General features: G+C 55.8%; 10 protein-coding genes and 1 tRNA gene. 4 read left to right on the forward strand and 7 right to left on the reverse strand.

Annotation, left to right across the window (positions count from 1 at the left end; genetic code table 11):
• Window positions 1–21: 21 nt before the first annotated feature.
• Together Pla100_RS02605 and Pla100_RS02610 are read right to left on the reverse strand one after the other, a co-directional pair.
• Window positions 22–999, reverse strand: a complete 978-nt coding sequence (locus Pla100_RS02605) for an efflux RND transporter periplasmic adaptor subunit (protein WP_146576092.1) — start codon at window positions 997–999, stop codon at window positions 22–24.
• 17 nt (window positions 1000–1016) lie between these two features.
• On the reverse strand, window positions 1017–2939 hold the full coding sequence (locus Pla100_RS02610) for an efflux RND transporter periplasmic adaptor subunit (RefSeq protein WP_146576093.1): 1923 nt from the start codon (window positions 2937–2939) through the stop codon (window positions 1017–1019).
• A gap of 264 nt (window positions 2940–3203) precedes the next feature.
• Between Pla100_RS02610 and Pla100_RS02615 the strand changes: the two genes are divergently transcribed.
• Window positions 3204–5120 (forward strand): TolC family protein, encoded by a 1917-nt coding sequence (locus Pla100_RS02615; protein WP_146576094.1) that lies wholly within the window; start codon window positions 3204–3206, stop codon window positions 5118–5120.
• Between the two features lie 527 nt (window positions 5121–5647).
• Here Pla100_RS02615 and Pla100_RS02625 read toward each other — a convergent pair.
• The 3 genes from Pla100_RS02625 to Pla100_RS02635 form a co-directional block, all read right to left on the reverse strand.
• Window positions 5648–5721, reverse strand: a tRNA-Val gene (locus tag Pla100_RS02625).
• Window positions 5722–5824: 103 nt separating this feature from the next.
• Complete coding sequence (rpsU, locus tag Pla100_RS02630; protein ID WP_146576095.1) at window positions 5825–6019, reverse strand: 30S ribosomal protein S21; 195 nt, start codon at window positions 6017–6019, stop codon at window positions 5825–5827.
• A gap of 484 nt (window positions 6020–6503) precedes the next feature.
• Window positions 6504–6785, reverse strand: a complete 282-nt coding sequence (locus Pla100_RS02635) for a hypothetical protein (RefSeq protein WP_146576096.1) — start codon at window positions 6783–6785, stop codon at window positions 6504–6506.
• Window positions 6786–7124: 339 nt separating this feature from the next.
• Between Pla100_RS02635 and Pla100_RS02640 the strand changes: the two genes are divergently transcribed.
• Entirely contained in the window at window positions 7125–9524 is a 2400-nt protein-coding gene (locus tag Pla100_RS02640) for an efflux RND transporter permease subunit (RefSeq protein WP_146576097.1), read from the forward strand.
• Between the two features lie 550 nt (window positions 9525–10074).
• Here Pla100_RS02640 and thiC read toward each other — a convergent pair.
• Both thiC and rpiB read right to left on the reverse strand, forming a co-directional pair.
• On the reverse strand, window positions 10075–11400 hold the full coding sequence (gene thiC / locus Pla100_RS02650) for a phosphomethylpyrimidine synthase ThiC (RefSeq protein WP_146576098.1): 1326 nt from the start codon (window positions 11398–11400) through the stop codon (window positions 10075–10077).
• Between the two features lie 76 nt (window positions 11401–11476).
• Window positions 11477–11947 carry a ribose 5-phosphate isomerase B gene (gene rpiB, locus Pla100_RS02655; RefSeq protein WP_146576099.1) on the reverse strand — a complete coding sequence of 157 codons (471 nt, stop codon included), beginning with the start codon at window positions 11945–11947 and terminating at the stop codon, window positions 11477–11479.
• A gap of 186 nt (window positions 11948–12133) precedes the next feature.
• On the opposite strand from rpiB, the gene Pla100_RS02660 reads away from it, so the two are divergent.
• Both Pla100_RS02660 and Pla100_RS02665 read left to right on the forward strand, forming a co-directional pair.
• Window positions 12134–12757: an FMN-dependent NADH-azoreductase gene (locus Pla100_RS02660; RefSeq protein WP_146576100.1), complete on the forward strand. Its 624-nt coding sequence runs from the start codon at window positions 12134–12136 to the stop codon at window positions 12755–12757.
• A 51-nt stretch (window positions 12758–12808) separates the two neighbouring features.
• Window positions 12809–16501 (forward strand): AAA family ATPase, encoded by a 3693-nt coding sequence (locus Pla100_RS02665; RefSeq protein ID WP_146576101.1) that lies wholly within the window; start codon window positions 12809–12811, stop codon window positions 16499–16501.
• Window positions 16502–16512: the final 11 nt, after the last annotated feature.

Below are 16512 nucleotides of genomic sequence, written 5' to 3' on the forward strand. Positions count from 1 at the left end.
CGTCCAAATGACTCCCGCTGATCACGTTCCGCTGCCTTGAATCGAGACGGTCGTTCGCAACCCCGGCCTCAAGCGCCCGCCGGCATTGTCCACATCAACGAACACCCGAACAAGATCGCTAACCGGGTTAATGTCGGGACTAACGAAGATGACGGTTCCTTTCGCTCTTACGGCCGTCTCCGACTGCTGAACGAACACTTCAGCCGTGTCACCAATAGCGATCCGACCAGCATCGGCTTCTTTCACGAAGCCTTCCACTCGCAATCGTTCGAGATTGACGATCGTAGCAATCGGCGTCCCTGGTTCAACCCATTCACCCGCCCGGTGTTCGACCGAGACGATAACGCCTTGGGTGGGTGCGGCCATTACGTGTTGGCGAAGCGTCGTTCTTATCTCGTCGACATGATTCTTCGCCAATTGAGTTTGCACGGTCAACTGTTCACGCTGTTCGTGAGCCCGCCGAACTTCCAATTGCGCACGTTCGAACACAAGTTTGAGTCGATCAATCTCATTGGGAGGATAAGTGTTGGGCACGGAGCGATTGGCATCGATTGCCCGGCGGTATTCGTTCTCCGCAACGGCGGCTGACTTGGTGGTAACGAGTACATCGATCTCGCTATTGTTCTTTTGTTGTGCCAAGACGAGTTCAAGTTCAGCGCGGGCGAGTTGAACACGAACATCATCATCGCGGATCGAGGCGATTTGGTCGCCGTTCACTACCGAGCTTCCGATATCAACCGGCACCTTCTCGAGGACACCTTGGGCTTCGGCCGCAACAGTGACCGTCACGATCGTCTTGAGGATAGCATTCTGCAGTGAAATCATGATGCGACCGGACAACTCCGATTCCTCACCAAAAACATACGGCGTGGTAGAGCCAATAGTGACCATCACAACGGACAACCAAGCGACGCATTTAATTCGGCGCGAACCGACGTGCCGAGACAACACCGCCGGATGAGCGAAGCGGTGAACTCGTTTCATATCATGATCGCTCATCTTGAATTCCTTTTATGTTAAAACCAGATCCGACGCTGAATCGCTTCCCAGATCGGACGTCCCCAGACAAACCACCGCGGTTTCGTTCCGCAAATCAAGCGACCATCTACGGTCGCACCAAGCGACGACCGAGGCAGGGCCCCTTGTTCGACGCCAAGATGCACTTCCACCACCGCACCTTGCGATGGGTCATGGACGACTTCGGGTGACACCCATGTCACTTCACTCGAATGCTTCGTTTGTGGATCCGATCTGAGTGCGTACTCAGCAACAACCATCCTGGGCGACACTTGATCGGCATAGCGTTCCAAATAGCCCGCATCGCGATCGGGAATCAATAACTCGATTCTCCATGGAGCATTCGTGTTAGCGACTCGCATTAAAACGTCGCCACGACTCACCGGGCGATCCAACAGGTTTCGCTCGATCTCCCATCCGATAATCTTACCGTCGATTGGACTGACAATTTGCAATAGCTCGCGCTGAGCCTCGAGCAATCCGGCTTGCTCATTCAAGCTGTCCAATCGAATGGCGAGTTCCTTCAACTCCGACTGCAGCCGATTTTCAAGTGCGGGATCCGGAATCGCCGAACGGACGAGTTGATTGATTGTAATCTCGATACCCTGTCGCTGCGTTTGGACCTCTCGAATGCGGCCGGCGACTTCGGAAATTTGGATCTCCAGCTCGGACGACTCCAGAATTGCGATTACGTCGCCTGTTTGAACCTGATCCCCGTCGGCAACTTTCAGCTCACGTACGAAACCTTCTTGAGACGCAAAGATCCAACGTTGATCGATCGGCTCGAGCGTCCCCTCGCCGATGATTGAAAACGTGATCGGATACATGGCGACGATCGCCATGACACCGAGCACTGAGATTCCTGTGGCCCATCTCACCATCGGTTTGGATGATGATCGATGGCTGGAGCGTTTCAAATAACTACGCAACCACTTCGGAACCCGATGCCAAGCTTTCGTTTGATGCCAAGTGGATTGAAGCGAATGGCAGGTCGCTTGCAACCAAACTGCGGCGGTAGCAAGCCGGGCCTCGGATGCCCACTGGAGTAGTAAGACGTGGTGCCCGTCCCAAGGGATCGAAAGACTAAGTTGTTGGTGGGATTCGTCTCCTGCCGGTCCAAGGGCGTTCGCGTCGTCGAAGTGATCGCGAGACTGGACTGAAAAATTCGGTTGACGGGTTTTCGTTGTCTCAACCGCCGCCGCTTCGATTCGTTTGACCGCCTCGGTACGTCGGTCAAGATCATCGACACCGCCAACGGCGAGCAACCGAGGTTCCCCCGTCGCATTCATTGAGAGTAGACAGACCCGATCCGCCGGTAGCAGCGAACTGAGCGAACCAACCAGTAACGAAGTCGCTTGTTCATCGTCGTCTGTATCCAAGAGTTGGTCCTGAGCGACCGCAAGCTCACGTGATCGGGATGCTTGCGATTCGACAAACGTTTCCAGATAGTGTGCGAATGCGATTTCGGCGAACGCTTCGATAATGCCACGCATCGCCCCCTCGATCGCGGTGTCACGGTGTGAGGGCCACGTGATGACAATCCCACCGTATCGCCAAGTCGAAGGAGATAGCGAACAGCCGGTGCGAGATAGTCCATCTGCGGGATCGACATTCTGACGTTTCGTCAAGCCGATCCAGCGACGTGTCGACGCGTTGGAATCGGGGCTCGAGCTTCGCTCGCGATGCGTTCCAAGTTGGGAGGCAACCCATCGGGAATCGGCGATCGGTGCAGGGTGTCGTGCCGCGGCAACGGATACGAAATAGTCGTCGTTAATCGGATGAACTGCGACGACATTGTGAGCCCCGAGTACATCGCAAAGTGAGCCGATCACCGCATTGAGAAACGCCTCCGGTGCCATCTGACAGCGGAGTCGCTCAAGTTCATCTAGGCGTTCATCGATATGCGTAACAGAAACCGACATCGGGACCGCGACGATTGGAATGATTAATTGTTCGGTTTGAAATGATTGCCCCCGATTGAACCACACCACGGCGGGGAAATTGTCGGAACTCCGCCGAACTGGCCTAAAATCGACCGATTCCAAGTGAGAGTTGTAACGGTCCTATCGATTTTGGCGTTCGTGATCGCAGTCTGACTCCTGTGGTATGAATATTCCCGAGTGTAGCGGGGGGATCGAGACCGATGACCTAGGTGGAGAAAGGATTCTCGCAAATAAAGTCATTTTATGGATAATAGGACTCACCACCTGCTGGTCATCGCGTTAACGATCCAAATGATCGGCGGCTGCGGTTTTCATTCGCAAAAGGTGAATTTCCGGGAAGCTTGCTCGCCAGGTGTGCCACTACACCCGAGTTGCGGCCCGCAAGAACTGCGGCCCGCCGACGCGGACGTCGAATGCTGCGTCGGGCTGCCGATGATGGAAACGATATCGCCACTCGATATCGACGAAGAATCTCTGTCCCCGCAGAACACGATTCCGCTCACTGTGGACGACTGCCTCCGCTACGCGCTGGAAAATTCTCGAGTTGTTCGCGACCTCGGGGGCGCGTTGTTGCGTTCGCCTGACTCGGTTGTCACGCGATTTGACCCGGCTCTGCAATATTCCAACGCCCAAACGGGCGAACAGGCCGCACTCAGTGCGTTCGATGCCAATCTGTTCGCCTCTGCATTGTTCGAGAAAAATGATCGCGAACTGAACAATCGATTTTTTGGCAACCAAGGTGTCTTTCTACAAGACCTGCATAATTACGAACTGGGCGTTCGAAAGCGTTCCGCAACGGGCGGGCTGATGACCTTACGTCAGCAAATCGTCTATGACAACAACAACCAGCTATCCAACGGTTTTGGCCCGAACACGTACGACAACATCGTCGACGCCGAAATCCGCCACCCGTTGATGCAGGGGGCAGGTACTCAATTCAACCGAATCGCCGGGCCTGGGGCGAGTGTGGGACAACTCAACGGCGTATTGATCTCGCGGGTCCGCACCGACATCAGCCTCTCGGAGTTCGAAAAAGCAGTCATCGACTTGTTGGCCGATGTAGAGAACGCCTATTGGGATTTGTATTACGCCTATCGCGATTTGGAAGCCAAGATCGACGCTCGCGATATCGCCAAAGACACCCTGAAGCGATTGCCGAAGAACGCAACATCGAGCGGGGACGTCGCTCAGGCGGAAGAACAAGTCTTTCGTTTTGAAGCCGAGATCATTGACGCCTTGAATGGCCGTGCCATCGACGGGACTCGAACCAACAACGGCAGCAGTGGTGGAACCTTCCGGGCTATCGGCGGCTTAAGGTTTCAAGAGCGAAAGTTGCGGCTAATCATGGGCATGCCCATCAACGACGGGCAACTAATTCGCCCAGCTGAAGCACCGACCGATGCACCTGTGACATACGACTGGAACGCTTCGATTGCCGAGGCGCTGCACAATCGCCCCGAACTCAAACGCCAGGAATGGATCATCAAACAGCGACAGCTAGAGTTGACGGCCAATCGAAACTTTTTGAAGCCACAACTCGACCTGATCGGCCGCTATCGCTTTCGCGGCTTTGGTGACCGACTCCTCGACGACGACAGCGTCAGCAACGCAACCGCGTCCCTCTTATCCGGTGATATGCAAGAGTGGCAAGTCGGGGTGGAGTATCAATCGCCGGTTGGTTTTCGCAGGGCTCACGCCGCCGTGCGAAATTCGCAAATAGCATTGAAACGCGAAGTGAATGTTCTCCAAGAACAGCAACGCTCCGTCCACTTCGGACTGAGCAACACGTTCAATGAACTCAAGCGTGCCTTCGATAACATGACTCTCCAAAAGCAACGGGTCGACGCGATCATCCGTCAACTCAATGCTTTGGAAACGAAAGCGGCTAGTGGAGACAACCCGGCTCTGGACGTTCGTTTGGAGACCCACCGTCGACTACTCGACGCGCGACTGAGATTTCATCAAGCTCAGATTGAGTATGCAATGGCGATTCGCAATGTTCACTTTGAGAAGGGCACGCTGTTAACTTATTGCAATGTGTCACTTTCGGAATCCGCACCCACTGTGGAAGCTTACCGCGACGCCGCCGTGGTGGAAGAGAGTCGTCGCGTTCAATACGCCCCCGCCCACCGCGACCCAGTCGTCGGCAAAAACCGATAGTTGATCCCCCAAATGGCTCTTTCGCCGAATCGGGAATCACTCTCAAGACGAGGCCTAGCGTTATGTCAAAATAAAAAATCAGGGTTAGTGAAGTGAGCCGACGACGCTAGCGGGCTGTCGATTTAATTAGCCGTACCGCGTTAGCGGCGGTTCCCGCGACCGTTAACCGGGGCTAACGCCCGTCGGCTAATTGTTGTCACTCGGTATACGATTAAATCAACAGCCCGCTAGGTTCGGCTCACCCTAAAACTAAATTTTGACGAAGCACTAGGATCGATTGTTGCCAAGACCTCAGCGAATCGTGAAAAACAGCTTGGTGAAGGAAAACCAACCCGATGATTTCTTCCGCAAAGCCAATGACTTCAGCGGAGCGATGTTGGCACTGGATCAATGGGGCAAAAGAATTCCCAGCCGATCCCGCTCCTCCGCTGCCAATTTCTCCGATTTTCATGAATTGAAGACGCCCGAATTCGATAGCGGGCAATACAACGACATCTTCGATCTCGAGACCGACATAGAAAATTTGATGGGCGTTGAGGGACTCGAACCCCCGACCCTCTCGGTGTAAACGAGATGCTCTAGCCAACTGAGCTAAACGCCCTTGGGTAGAGCTAATAGCGGATCACTATTAGCTCTCGGATTTGGGATTTGCACTGGATTGATTTGCTAGCGAATGGCCAATCGTTAGCAACGGATCGCGTTTCTCAGCGAACCAGCAGTTGGGTGCGTTTGTTGCGACGTTCGGCTCGCAGGCGGGCGCGGCGGTTGGTTTCGCTGGGCTTTTCGTAGAACTCACGACGACGCATTTCTTTTTTAATGCCGCTGCGTTCTACCAATTTTCGGAATCGTCGAACTGCTTCTTGAATCGTTTCCCGATCTCGCACCAATAGCTTTACCATATCCGCTTCGTAAACCCTTCGAATTGAATTCGTTGCATGTGAAAACTCCTCCGATTTTGAGGAACTAAAGGAGAGCAATCGTCACGTCCAACCCATCCGTAGCGGTTAACGTGGTAATTCCCCTCGTGAGAGGGCGAGATGATAACGATCCGAGGACGCACCAGGCAACCTGGGAACGCCCAAAAAATTGAAAAATCCGTTGAAAAACGGCGTTTTATCGGACAACCTCGCTGAAAATCTGTTTTGCTCGCTGGCCGATGGGGGTTCACCTCGGTCTAGAAACGTTAACCAAAGGCGAAGGCACGCGGCTGGCGGGGTGTTATTTAGTCCTCATCGAAACTTGATGCGTGAGCGAGGGATACTTAAAAGAGAATGAATGGCGTTCAATCCCTCGCTGACGCTTCGGGTTACGATTAAATCAACACGCCGTGACGCATCGGGTTACGATTAAATTAACAGCCAGCTAATGGCATTTTGAAAGGTCCTAATGGGACAGAATCTCATCCCACAAAAGCGTCTCGCGTCGGACTCCGTCGCTGCCGTAAAAAACGAGGGATTGGGTGTTCAGGTCGGCAATTGCGGTCAGTTTCACACTTCGTGGGCCATGCAAGCAAAAGAAGAATCCGCAGGTTTTTCCACGTCGAATGACCTCTCGCTGCGTTAACGGGAACTGGGCCGGTTCCAACGCCCCAAGTTCGCATAGCTTGTTTTCCACGAACTGCCGCATGTGCGACATGTCCCAAGCGGGCAGACTGAGTCCGATCATCGACTTCCTTTTCTTCTGGAGGCGGCCGGTCGTCGAGTGGAGGTGACCGGCGAGTCAGGGATGAAGACGGTATCGTCTGATCATGCCGGGTTCCTTAGCTGGGGCACGTGTAACGCAGTGTCGTGACGATCGCTCACATTGGGCATAGTGGGTTCAACTCAAAGACGCTGGAAAGCCCGAAAATCGCTCAAGCGGTGAACGCCGGTCGGCGGCGCGTTCGGGTGTCGCTATCATATTCGCCGGGAAGCAGCCGATCAGTGCACCGAAATGTCGATCACCGGCCAACTCGATGCCGAAATCGCAGCGTGCAGAACTTCAAGGAGACGACGTAGCACCCTCATGTCATTGAATCGTCAAAAGAACGCTTACTGGTTTCAACTCGTGATCGGTGCGTTGGTCCTCGCGGTGCTCGCGCCGATCAGCATCCTCGGTTCCCAGGCAGCGTTGTCGACGATGTTCAACGCGCCTGGACTTTGGTTGCCCGAAACGTTGCCGGTTCGAGCGGAGTATGAGGAGTTCACGCGGCGGTTTCAGGGCCAAGAGATCGTGATGATCAGTTGGGAGGATTGTGAACTGGGATCGCCGGAAATCCCGTTGGCGATCGCTGCATTGCAAAAGTACTGTGTTCCCTCGGCTCCGGTACCTGATGAGTTGCGCTATCTCGGCGAAGAGAAGGGATTGCCTCGTCATGGCGATCCGATCGACGAATCCAGATGGCTCGCGGCGCGGCGTGATGCCCCCGACTACCTCGAACTGCTCACATCGGGCCAAGCGATCTATGACATTTTGAATCGGCCCCCAGCGAGTTTCAGTGATCAAGGAATTCGCGCAAGACTCGCCGGAGCGCTCGTCGGGCCGGACGGGAAACAAACGTGTTTGTTGGCGACGTTCTCCGAAGCCGGACACTATCTTCGTAACGAGTCCTTACCCCGAATGGCTGCGGATGTGGCCAAGGCGTTGGGCATTGAACCGGCGGACGTTCGGATGGCGGGGCCGCCGATCGACGGAGCGCTATTGGACCACGAAGCGACTGCGTCGATCGAGAAATTCACGTTGCCTTCCTGCGTTCTCGGCGCGGTGATTTGTTGGTTGTGTCTGCGTTCGGTGCTGTTGACATTCGTCGTGTTGTCCGTCGCGATGATCGGCCAAGGAATGTCGTTGGCTGTGGTTCACCTGGTCGGATTGGAAATGAATGCCATCCTGATCGTGTTGCCGCCGTTGGTGTTTGTTTTGACCGCTAGCGCGGGGATTCATTTGAGCAATTACTACCTCGACGTGATTGAGAGTGACCCTACGATTGATCCAACGGCTGCGGCCCGCCGTGCGATCCAAGCAGGCTATGTTCCCTGCTGGTTAGCTGCGATCACGACGATGATCGGATTGGGCTCGTTGGGCTTGGTGCGATTGTGGCCGGTCAGTGCATTCGGGGTGATCGCCGCAGGTTCCGTGCTTGGAACGCTTTTAATGTTGCTGACCATGTTGCCCGGGGCGATGCAATGGCACGCGATAACGATGCAACGTCGAGGTTTGATCAAGGGCAGGGTTCAGCCACGTGCGGCGATTGACCAACGTTTGCGAGTGTGGCTGGATCGTCACTGGCAATCACTGACCGGACGAATCCTCCGCTATCCGATCGCCACGGTCGTTTTGTTTACGTTATTAACCGTTGGCACATCAACGGGGATGCCGTTGTTGACCACATCGGTCAACGTACCGCGAATGTTCCCGCCGGACAGCTTGATTCACCGTGACTATCAGTGGTTCGAAGACCACTTGGGCCCAACGATCAACGCGGAGCTCTTGGTTCGAATGAATCGTGTTATGATGCCCGACATCATGGAGCAGTTCCGGTTAATCCGCGACCTCGATGACGCGATCCGCCGCATCGAAGGGGTCGGCGGCGTGATGTCAGCCCGGACGTTCTTACCAACGCCGCCGGCGACCGAGAATCGTTCGGTGGGCGCTATCGTCCGAGAAACGAACATTCGCAAGCAAATCGAAGGTGACGACGCGTCGCTGAACCGTTCCGGTTTCTTCACCGTTGACGAGCAGGGCAATCCGATTTGGCGAGTTAGTTTTCGCTTTCCATTCGACAACGAACTCGATTACCGCAGCGAGCTGAAGCGTGTGCAGGACATCGTCGACGAGCTCATCGAGGAACTGGCTCCTTCCGACGCAGTTTCGTTGACTTATACCGGCGGGATTCCGATGTCGACCGGATCGCAAGACGTCCTGTTGGATGATCTGTTTCGTAGTTTCTTGGCTGCTTTTGGCGTCGTCGCGGTGGTCATGATCCTGTTGCTGCGCAGCGTGATCGGCGGGGTGCTGGCGATGTTCCCGAACTTGTTTCCTACGATCACCCTGTTCGGTGTGATGGGATTGATCGACATGCCGTTGGACATCGGCAGCGTGATGACGGCCAGCGTCGCCTTGGGAATCGCCGTCGACGCAACGATTCACTTGTTATCTCGTTACTCCGTTGAAATGAAAAACGGGCAAACTCGGCACGAAGCCGCCACCGAAGCACTACGAATTTGTGGACCGGCAATGTGGCAAACAACTGCCGTGTGCGCGATTTCTTTGTCGGTCTACGGCTTATCCCCGTTCGTGCCGACGCAGCGTTTTGCGTTGATGATGTTTGGATTGCTATCGGCTGCGCTGATCGGCGACGTGTTCCTGATGCCCGCGATCTTGGCTTCACCGTTGGGCAAGTGGTTGTCCCGAGTATCGGTCGAGTAGCTTCAGGCTTTCATCAAGGTTGTGCTCCGCGATATGTTTGCTGGCGGGGCGGTCAACGTCTCGTCGATCGCGGTCGAAGATTGGACGTTGATTAAAGGCTCTTTTCGCTAACGAGCACCGTTTCACTGAGCACGAGCACGAGCACGAGCACGATTGGCAATTCGTGCTGGAACGAGGTGATTATCTCAAATCAGCCAGCAGACTGCGGACTAGTGCTTTGCCTAGATTCAACTTTAGGGTTGGCAACATTAGCCGTTTGGGCGCTAGCGGCGTGTTGATTTAATCGTAACCCGAAGCGTGAGCGAGGGATTCATCACCATTAAGTCCTTTGTATGCATCCCTCGCTCACGCTTCGGGTTTCGATGAGGACTAAATCAACAGCCCGCTAGCGGGTTGTTGATTTAATTAGCCGTACCGCGTTAGCGGCGGTTTACACGGCTGTTAACCGGGGCTAACGCCCATCGGCTAATGGTTGTCGTTCGGTATACGACTAAATCAACAGCCCGCTAGCGCCAAAACGACTAATCCTAAAATAAAGTTGGGCAAAGCACTAGGTTGTCGGCAATTCGACGAGCTGTTTGCTTTTGGCCATCTCGCGGATGTCTTCGGTGATCTTCATCGAGCAGTACTTCGGGCCGCACATGCTGCAGAAGTGGGCGCTCTTGAAGGTATCCTGGGGCAATGTTTCGTCGTGATATTTCTGGGCGGTTTCCGGATCGAGGGACAAACGAAATTGCTCTTTCCAATCGAACGCGAATCGGGCTCGTGACAACGCATCATCACGGTCTTGAGCCCCGATGCGTTTGCGGGCGACGTCGGCGGCGTGGGCGGCGATCTTATACGCGATCACGCCTTGCTTGACGTCTTCCTCGTTGGGCAGGCCGAGGTGTTCCTTGGGCGTGACATAGCACAACATCGCCGCGCCGTGCATCCCAGCATTGGCCGCACCAATGCAGCTGGTGATGTGGTCATAACCGGGAGCGATGTCGGTGACCAAGGGGCCGAGCACGTAGAACGGCGCACCGTGGCAGACCTCGATTTGTCGCTCGATGTTCATTTGGATTTGGTCCAACGGAATGTGGCCGGGGCCTTCGACCATGACCTGCGTTCCCTTTTCCCAGCCCCGTTTTGTGCATTCACCGAGAACGTCCAGTTCAGCGAACTGGGCCGCATCGGAAGCGTCGGCGATCGAACCCGGTCGCAAACCGTCGCCGAGCGACCAAGTCACGTCATACTCACGCATGATATCGCAAAGGTCGTCGAAGGCTTCCAGTAGCGGGTTTTGTTTATTGTGTGCCATCATCCATTTGGCGATGAGCGAACCGCCGCGGCTGACGATGCCGGTGATGCGATTGACGGTCAAATGCAGATGCTCCAACTTCACGCCGACGTGAATCGTCATGTAGTCGACGCCTTGTTTCGCTTGATGCTCGACCATATCGAGGAAGTGCTGGGCGTTCATGTCCTCGATGTTGCCACCGAGTTCTTCGAGCATTTGATAGATCGGGACGGTGCCGATCGGCACGGGGCTCTTTTCGATGATTTGGCGGCGGATGTTGTCGATGTCTTTGCCGGTCGACAAGTCCATCACCGTATCGGCCCCGAAGTGAACGGCCGTGTGAAGCTTGTCGAGTTCTTCACCGACGTTGCTTGTCACGGCGCTATTGCCGATGTTCGCGTTGATCTTGCACTTCGCCGCGATCCCGATGCACATCGGCTCGAGCGATCCGGCGGCGTGGATTTTGTTCGCGGGGATGACCATTCGGCCCACCGCCACTTCATCGCGAATCAGCTCCGGCGAGAGGTTCTCTCGCTGCGCGACGAATTCCATTTCAGGGGTAATCTCACCCGCGCGGGCGGCCAGCAGTTGTGTCATTCTTGTCGAACTCGGGTTCAAGGTATCAAACGGGACGCCCCTTTATACGGTGGTGGCGTCACATCGAGTAGTCCGCTCAGTTTTCTTCCAAGGCAATAATTTTCCGCAAACGGCGGGCGTGTCGCTCTTGCGGCGTGTAGCGTGCCTTTAGGAATGCGGTAATGATTTCAAACGCCAGCTCACTGCCGATGATCCGACCGCCGATACACAGCACGTTCATGTCGTCGTGCTCGACCCCTTGCCGGGCTGAATACGTGTCGTGGCAGATCGCCGCACGGATGCCCGTGATTTTATTGGCCGCGACGCTAACGCCCACTCCACTGCCGCAGATCAGCAATCCCCGATCAGCTTGGCCGGAGTTAATGCGTTCGGCGACCTCGACGGCAAAGTCGGGGTAATCACAGGCTTCTTCGTCGTGAGTTCCGCAGTCGAGCAGCTCGATGACATGGTCGCTGAATCGCTCGATGACCAGGGTTTTGAGCTGGAATCCCGCGTGATCGCCGCCAACAGCCAAACGCAAGGAAATGGGCGAATCGTGATCAGACATGTTGCCGCCGGAAAGTCGCGAAGAAAAGGTTTGAAAGGAAAAAGCCGGAAAGAGTCGGGCAGAGGATACACGCGAGGGCCAAGAACGGCTAGTTGGTGGCCGAAGGTGGCCGGGTCGCTATCATCATGAGGACACTCCTATGACGAGATCCCAAATCGTTCACCCCTCCAACAACCGGAACGCTCCGTGGCACGACTACTCTATATCGAATCGTCTCCTCGCAAGGCTCGCTCGAAATCGATCGAGGTCTCCAATGCTTTCTTGGATGCCTACAAGGCGGCCAATCCAGACGATGAAATTGTGATCTTGGACCTTTGGAACATGACACTTCCCGAGTTCGACGGATACACGATCGACGCGAAGTATCAGGTATTGCACGGCCAAGGTTTTGACGACGATCAGGCCAAGGCTTGGGAGGCCGTCGTGGCGTGTTGCGACGCGTTCAAGTCCGCCGACAAGTACGTGATCAGTCTTCCGATGTGGAATTTTGGCGTTCCCTACAAGTTGAAGCACTACATCGACGTGATCGCACAGCCCGGTCAGACGTTTTCATTTGATCCTGAAAGCGGATACAGCGGCTTGGTGACGGGCCGGCCGGCGGTGGTCATCTACGCACGCGGCGGGTCATACGGCGGCGAAGGATCGGGGATGGATCATCAGAAACCGTACGTCGAACAGATGCTGGGGTTTTTTGGGTTCACGGATATACAAAGTGTCGTCATCGAACCCACCTTGGCCGCCCCACAAGATGTAGCTTCGACGGTGCTTGCGGCGGTCGAAAAGAGCAGGTCGATCGCGGCGAAGTTTTAACGAGCCTTCGATCGCGAACCCGCAGGGCATGGGAACGTCTATACTGGTCCTATGCCCACGTCGCTGACCTTGGATCTGCCGATTTTGCTTCGATGCCACGGCGGCCTTCATTTGGCCGAGCCGGTGGGGTTTCCGGAATATGCGTTCTTGGCGGCCACTCCCGAGGACGCCGTGGCGGTGACATTGCGTCGGCTCCAATCGGTGATCAAACGGTTCATGCCCGGCGAGTTGGTCATGAGCTTGGTCCGCGGTGAAGTCACGCTTTCGACATTGGACGTTGAATTCAAACCTGAGCCCGGCCAATCACACTGGCAGCAAGCATGGACGATTCCGCTGGACGTGTTGCGATATCGGGTTGAGTCGGCGGTGGAGATCGCCGTCGTTCCGGCGCTGCAAATTCGCATCGCTGCGTCGGTGAAGACGGACGTGGACCGACTCGTTGCTCAACAAGTTCGCGCGACGATCCGTCGTTCGCGTGAATCGCTCCTCGCGACGTTGACGACTCTCCACGAATCGGCAGGCTCGACGTTGGTATCGCGACAGCTAACGGTGAAATTGCCGACGCCATCGGAGCGGGCACGGTGGGACGCAAAAGACTCTTCGAGCGGCCGGCCGACGCTCAGCAAAGTCGCCGTTCGGATCGATCCCAACTCGATCCGTCCGGCCTCGCACCGGGACGGCGAAGTCAAGCAGCTCGGTGACATCCTTTCCATGGGCGCCGCCAACGGTCGTCGTGGCGGATCGGCATTGCTAGTCGGTCCAACCGGCGTGGGCAAAACCGCCATCTTTCAGACCTGGATGCGGTCGGTTACGCCGCCCCCGATCGTGTACGCCACCGACGGTTCACGACTGATTTCGGGCGAATCGGGCTTTGGCGGTTGGCAACAACAGTGTTTGCGTTTGATCGACGAAGCCCGCCGCGATCAAGTGTTGTTGCACCTCGGTAACGCGGTTGAATTGTGTCAGTCCGGTCGCGCATGGGGCAGCGGCGGAGTGGGATCCTTGTTGGCCCCTCGAATTGCCGACGGGACGATCCAAGTTGTCATCGAATGCTTACCAGCGGAGCTTGCAACATTGCAGCGAACCGAACCGCATTTGGTCGAGGCACTGACGCCGTTGCACGTGACGCCGCCGGATCCCGCGACGACCCGCGACATCTTGCTCGACGCGGCTGCGAACTGGTGTCCTGTCGATATCACCGAGACACTGCGACAGAAAAACCGCAAACGAAAGCGAAAGGCAAACCGCCGGGCCGGGTTCACGCTTCCAAGCCGCGCCCCAAAGGTCGTTTCGCGTTCGGTAACGCCTTCCGTTGAGCCTGACGCTCTTTTGTTGCTTGATCGTTTGCATCGGCGATTTCCGACCGTCGGGGCGTCGCCCGGTCGGGCGTTGCATTCTCTCGACGCGATGCTCAGTGAACTCGTCGGTGAATCCACCAATCGCTCAGTGGGCGAATCGGCGAGCCAATCACCAATCGAGCGGACCGAATTCCCGGAAACAATTCCGCATCCCGGCAAGGGCCCGGTTCTTGATGTCGCAAGGGTGATCGAGGGGTTCAGTCGACAAACAGGTTTGCCCCGATTTCTTATCGATACGGGGTCGCCGCCGGATTTGGATGCGATCGGCAAGGAATTGTCGTCACAGGTTCTCGGCCAGGAGGCAGCGATTGATCGTTTGGTCGATTTGATCGCGGTGTTGAGTACTGATTTGTCACGCGGCGACCGACCTTTGGCGTCGTTGCTGTTGATCGGTCCGACCGGAGTCGGAAAGACGGAAACGGCCAAGGCACTCGCTCGATTGTTTTACGGCGACGTCTCGCGGTTGGTCCGAATCGACATGGCCGAGTATGCCGACCCGATCGCAGCGATGCGTTTGATCGGAACGGTGTCCCAACCCGACGGTGTCTTGACTTCGGCAGTGCAGGCTCAACCGTTCTCGTTGATCTTGCTAGACGAGTTTGAAAAGGCCGATCATTCGGTTTTTGATTTGTTATTGCAGGTCATGGGCGAAGGGCGATTAACCGATCGCGCCGGTCGCGTGGCCGACTTTCGCAATTCGATTTTGTTAATGACCAGCAACCTCGGCGTCGAAGACTACCGCGCCAATGCCATGGGCTTGGCCGCCATGGCTTCGGCAACCGCCGACACCATAGCCAACGCGTCACGATTGGAAAGCCACTTTCGACGGCGCGTCAGTGAGTTCTTGCGGCCCGAGATGCTTAATCGTATCGACCGCATCATCGCCTATCAGCCACTCTCGCCGGAGACGATCCATCAACTCACTCGCAGTCAAATCGACGACCTGCGCCGACGCGACGGGCTGCGTGAACATTCCGGCGAGTTGACCGTCGATGCGGCCGTGGTCGCGTCGATTTCCGAGTCCGCTTACCAACCCCAATTTGGCGCTCGCCCGTTGCAACGTGAGATTCAAGACCGATTGTTGGTACCACTCTCTGCCGTTGTGCAAAAGGCCGTTGTGCAAAAGGCAGTCGTGCAAAAGTCGCGGCGAAACGGACAGGACATCCACATTGAATTTGTTGCCGATCAAGTTCACGTTCATCGCAAGGCATTGTCGAAAACTCCCAAACACAAACGCGACCTGGATAATTCGGTGCAGGAATTGGTATCCCGAGCGTCGCTGTTGCGTCGTCGCAGCCAATCGCTCCAACAGTGCGATCCGTTTATGGAGGTTCGCAACCGACACGAGTGGTTGACGCGAACGATCAAGCATCAGCTCGCCGCGACGACCAAGCCTGAAAAACGTCGCCGGATTCGGTTCGGCGAAAACGCGTTAGAACGTCAGACCTTGGCCACGACCATCGCACGATGTCGTCGCGTCGTTCGCGACGTGGAAAAGTTCGAAGCTCTATTACTCGAACGTACTCACAATCTCCAACCGATCGACGTCGAGCGTGCTACCCGTCGGGCCGACGTGTTGGAGGACCGGCTGTTCACGACGCTGACACAGTTGTCGCATTCAAAGTCCAACAATCACGACCGCATTACACTCGTCGTTTCGGGCCCGAATTTGGCGATCGCCACGCCGTTGTTGCTCGCTTATCAGAAATGGGCGTCGTCGTCGGACCGATCGATGGAAGCGCACGTTTTGATCCGACGTGGCCGGAATGGGGAATCCGACCCGGTTGTTGAAAGCGAAGGCTGGCAGGACAAGCCGGCGTTTCGATTGGCCAGCCAATCTTCAAGTTCACAGTTGCCCGAAAACAAGGATTTCCGATCTCACGGTTTAGCCGCTTTCGCGATGCGCAGCGGTCATTTCGGCAAGCGGCAAGACGCGCTGAAGAATTTACCCGATGGGACGCTCGCGGTGATGTTGACGTTCCGTGGCCCCGGTGTCTCTGGACTGATCGCGGGAGAGGCGGGTGTTCACAGTTTCAACCTTAACGGATTTCGTCCGTCCCGGGCGAACCACGATGCCACCTCATCGGTCATGGTGGAGTTGCACGCCACATTGCCGATCGACTACGTGGCCCCAGACTGGTTGATCCAGGCGGATTTTCAATACAACGGTTATCCCCGCCGAAATTATGACCTTTCCAATGACATGGTTCAGGAGTTGAAAATGGTCGATGTCGGGTTCACGTATTCGTCGATGCCGGCTCAAACCTCGAAATTGGACCGTAGCGGCCGGTGGCTCGAAGATGTCCTCGAGTCGCATCATCGGGCCACCATGTGGGCGATACTCGATCAGGGTTGGCCGAGCGACGAATTTGGCGCGCCGTTTTAAACGGACGGACC

The organism is Neorhodopirellula pilleata, from assembly GCF_007859915.1.
Classification (GTDB): domain Bacteria; phylum Planctomycetota; class Planctomycetia; order Pirellulales; family Pirellulaceae; genus Rhodopirellula; species Rhodopirellula pilleata.

Coding starts and splice junctions, on each gene's coding strand:
- Pla100_RS02605 (WP_146576092.1), bottom strand. CDS start 999: ATGAGCGATCATGATATGAAACGAGTTCACCGCTTCGCTCATCCGGCG.
- Pla100_RS02610 (WP_146576093.1), bottom strand. CDS start 2,939: ATGTCGGTTTCTGTTACGCATATCGATGAACGCCTAGATGAACTTGAG.
- Pla100_RS02615 (WP_146576094.1), top strand. CDS start 3,204: ATGGATAATAGGACTCACCACCTGCTGGTCATCGCGTTAACGATCCAA.
- rpsU (WP_146576095.1), bottom strand. CDS start 6,019: ATGGTAAAGCTATTGGTGCGAGATCGGGAAACGATTCAAGAAGCAGTT.
- Pla100_RS02635 (WP_146576096.1), bottom strand. CDS start 6,785: ATGATCGGACTCAGTCTGCCCGCTTGGGACATGTCGCACATGCGGCAG.
- Pla100_RS02640 (WP_146576097.1), top strand. CDS start 7,125: ATGTCATTGAATCGTCAAAAGAACGCTTACTGGTTTCAACTCGTGATC.
- thiC (WP_146576098.1), bottom strand. CDS start 11,400: ATGACACAACTGCTGGCCGCCCGCGCGGGTGAGATTACCCCTGAAATG.
- rpiB (WP_146576099.1), bottom strand. CDS start 11,947: ATGTCTGATCACGATTCGCCCATTTCCTTGCGTTTGGCTGTTGGCGGC.
- Pla100_RS02665 (WP_146576101.1), top strand. CDS start 12,809: ATGCCCACGTCGCTGACCTTGGATCTGCCGATTTTGCTTCGATGCCAC.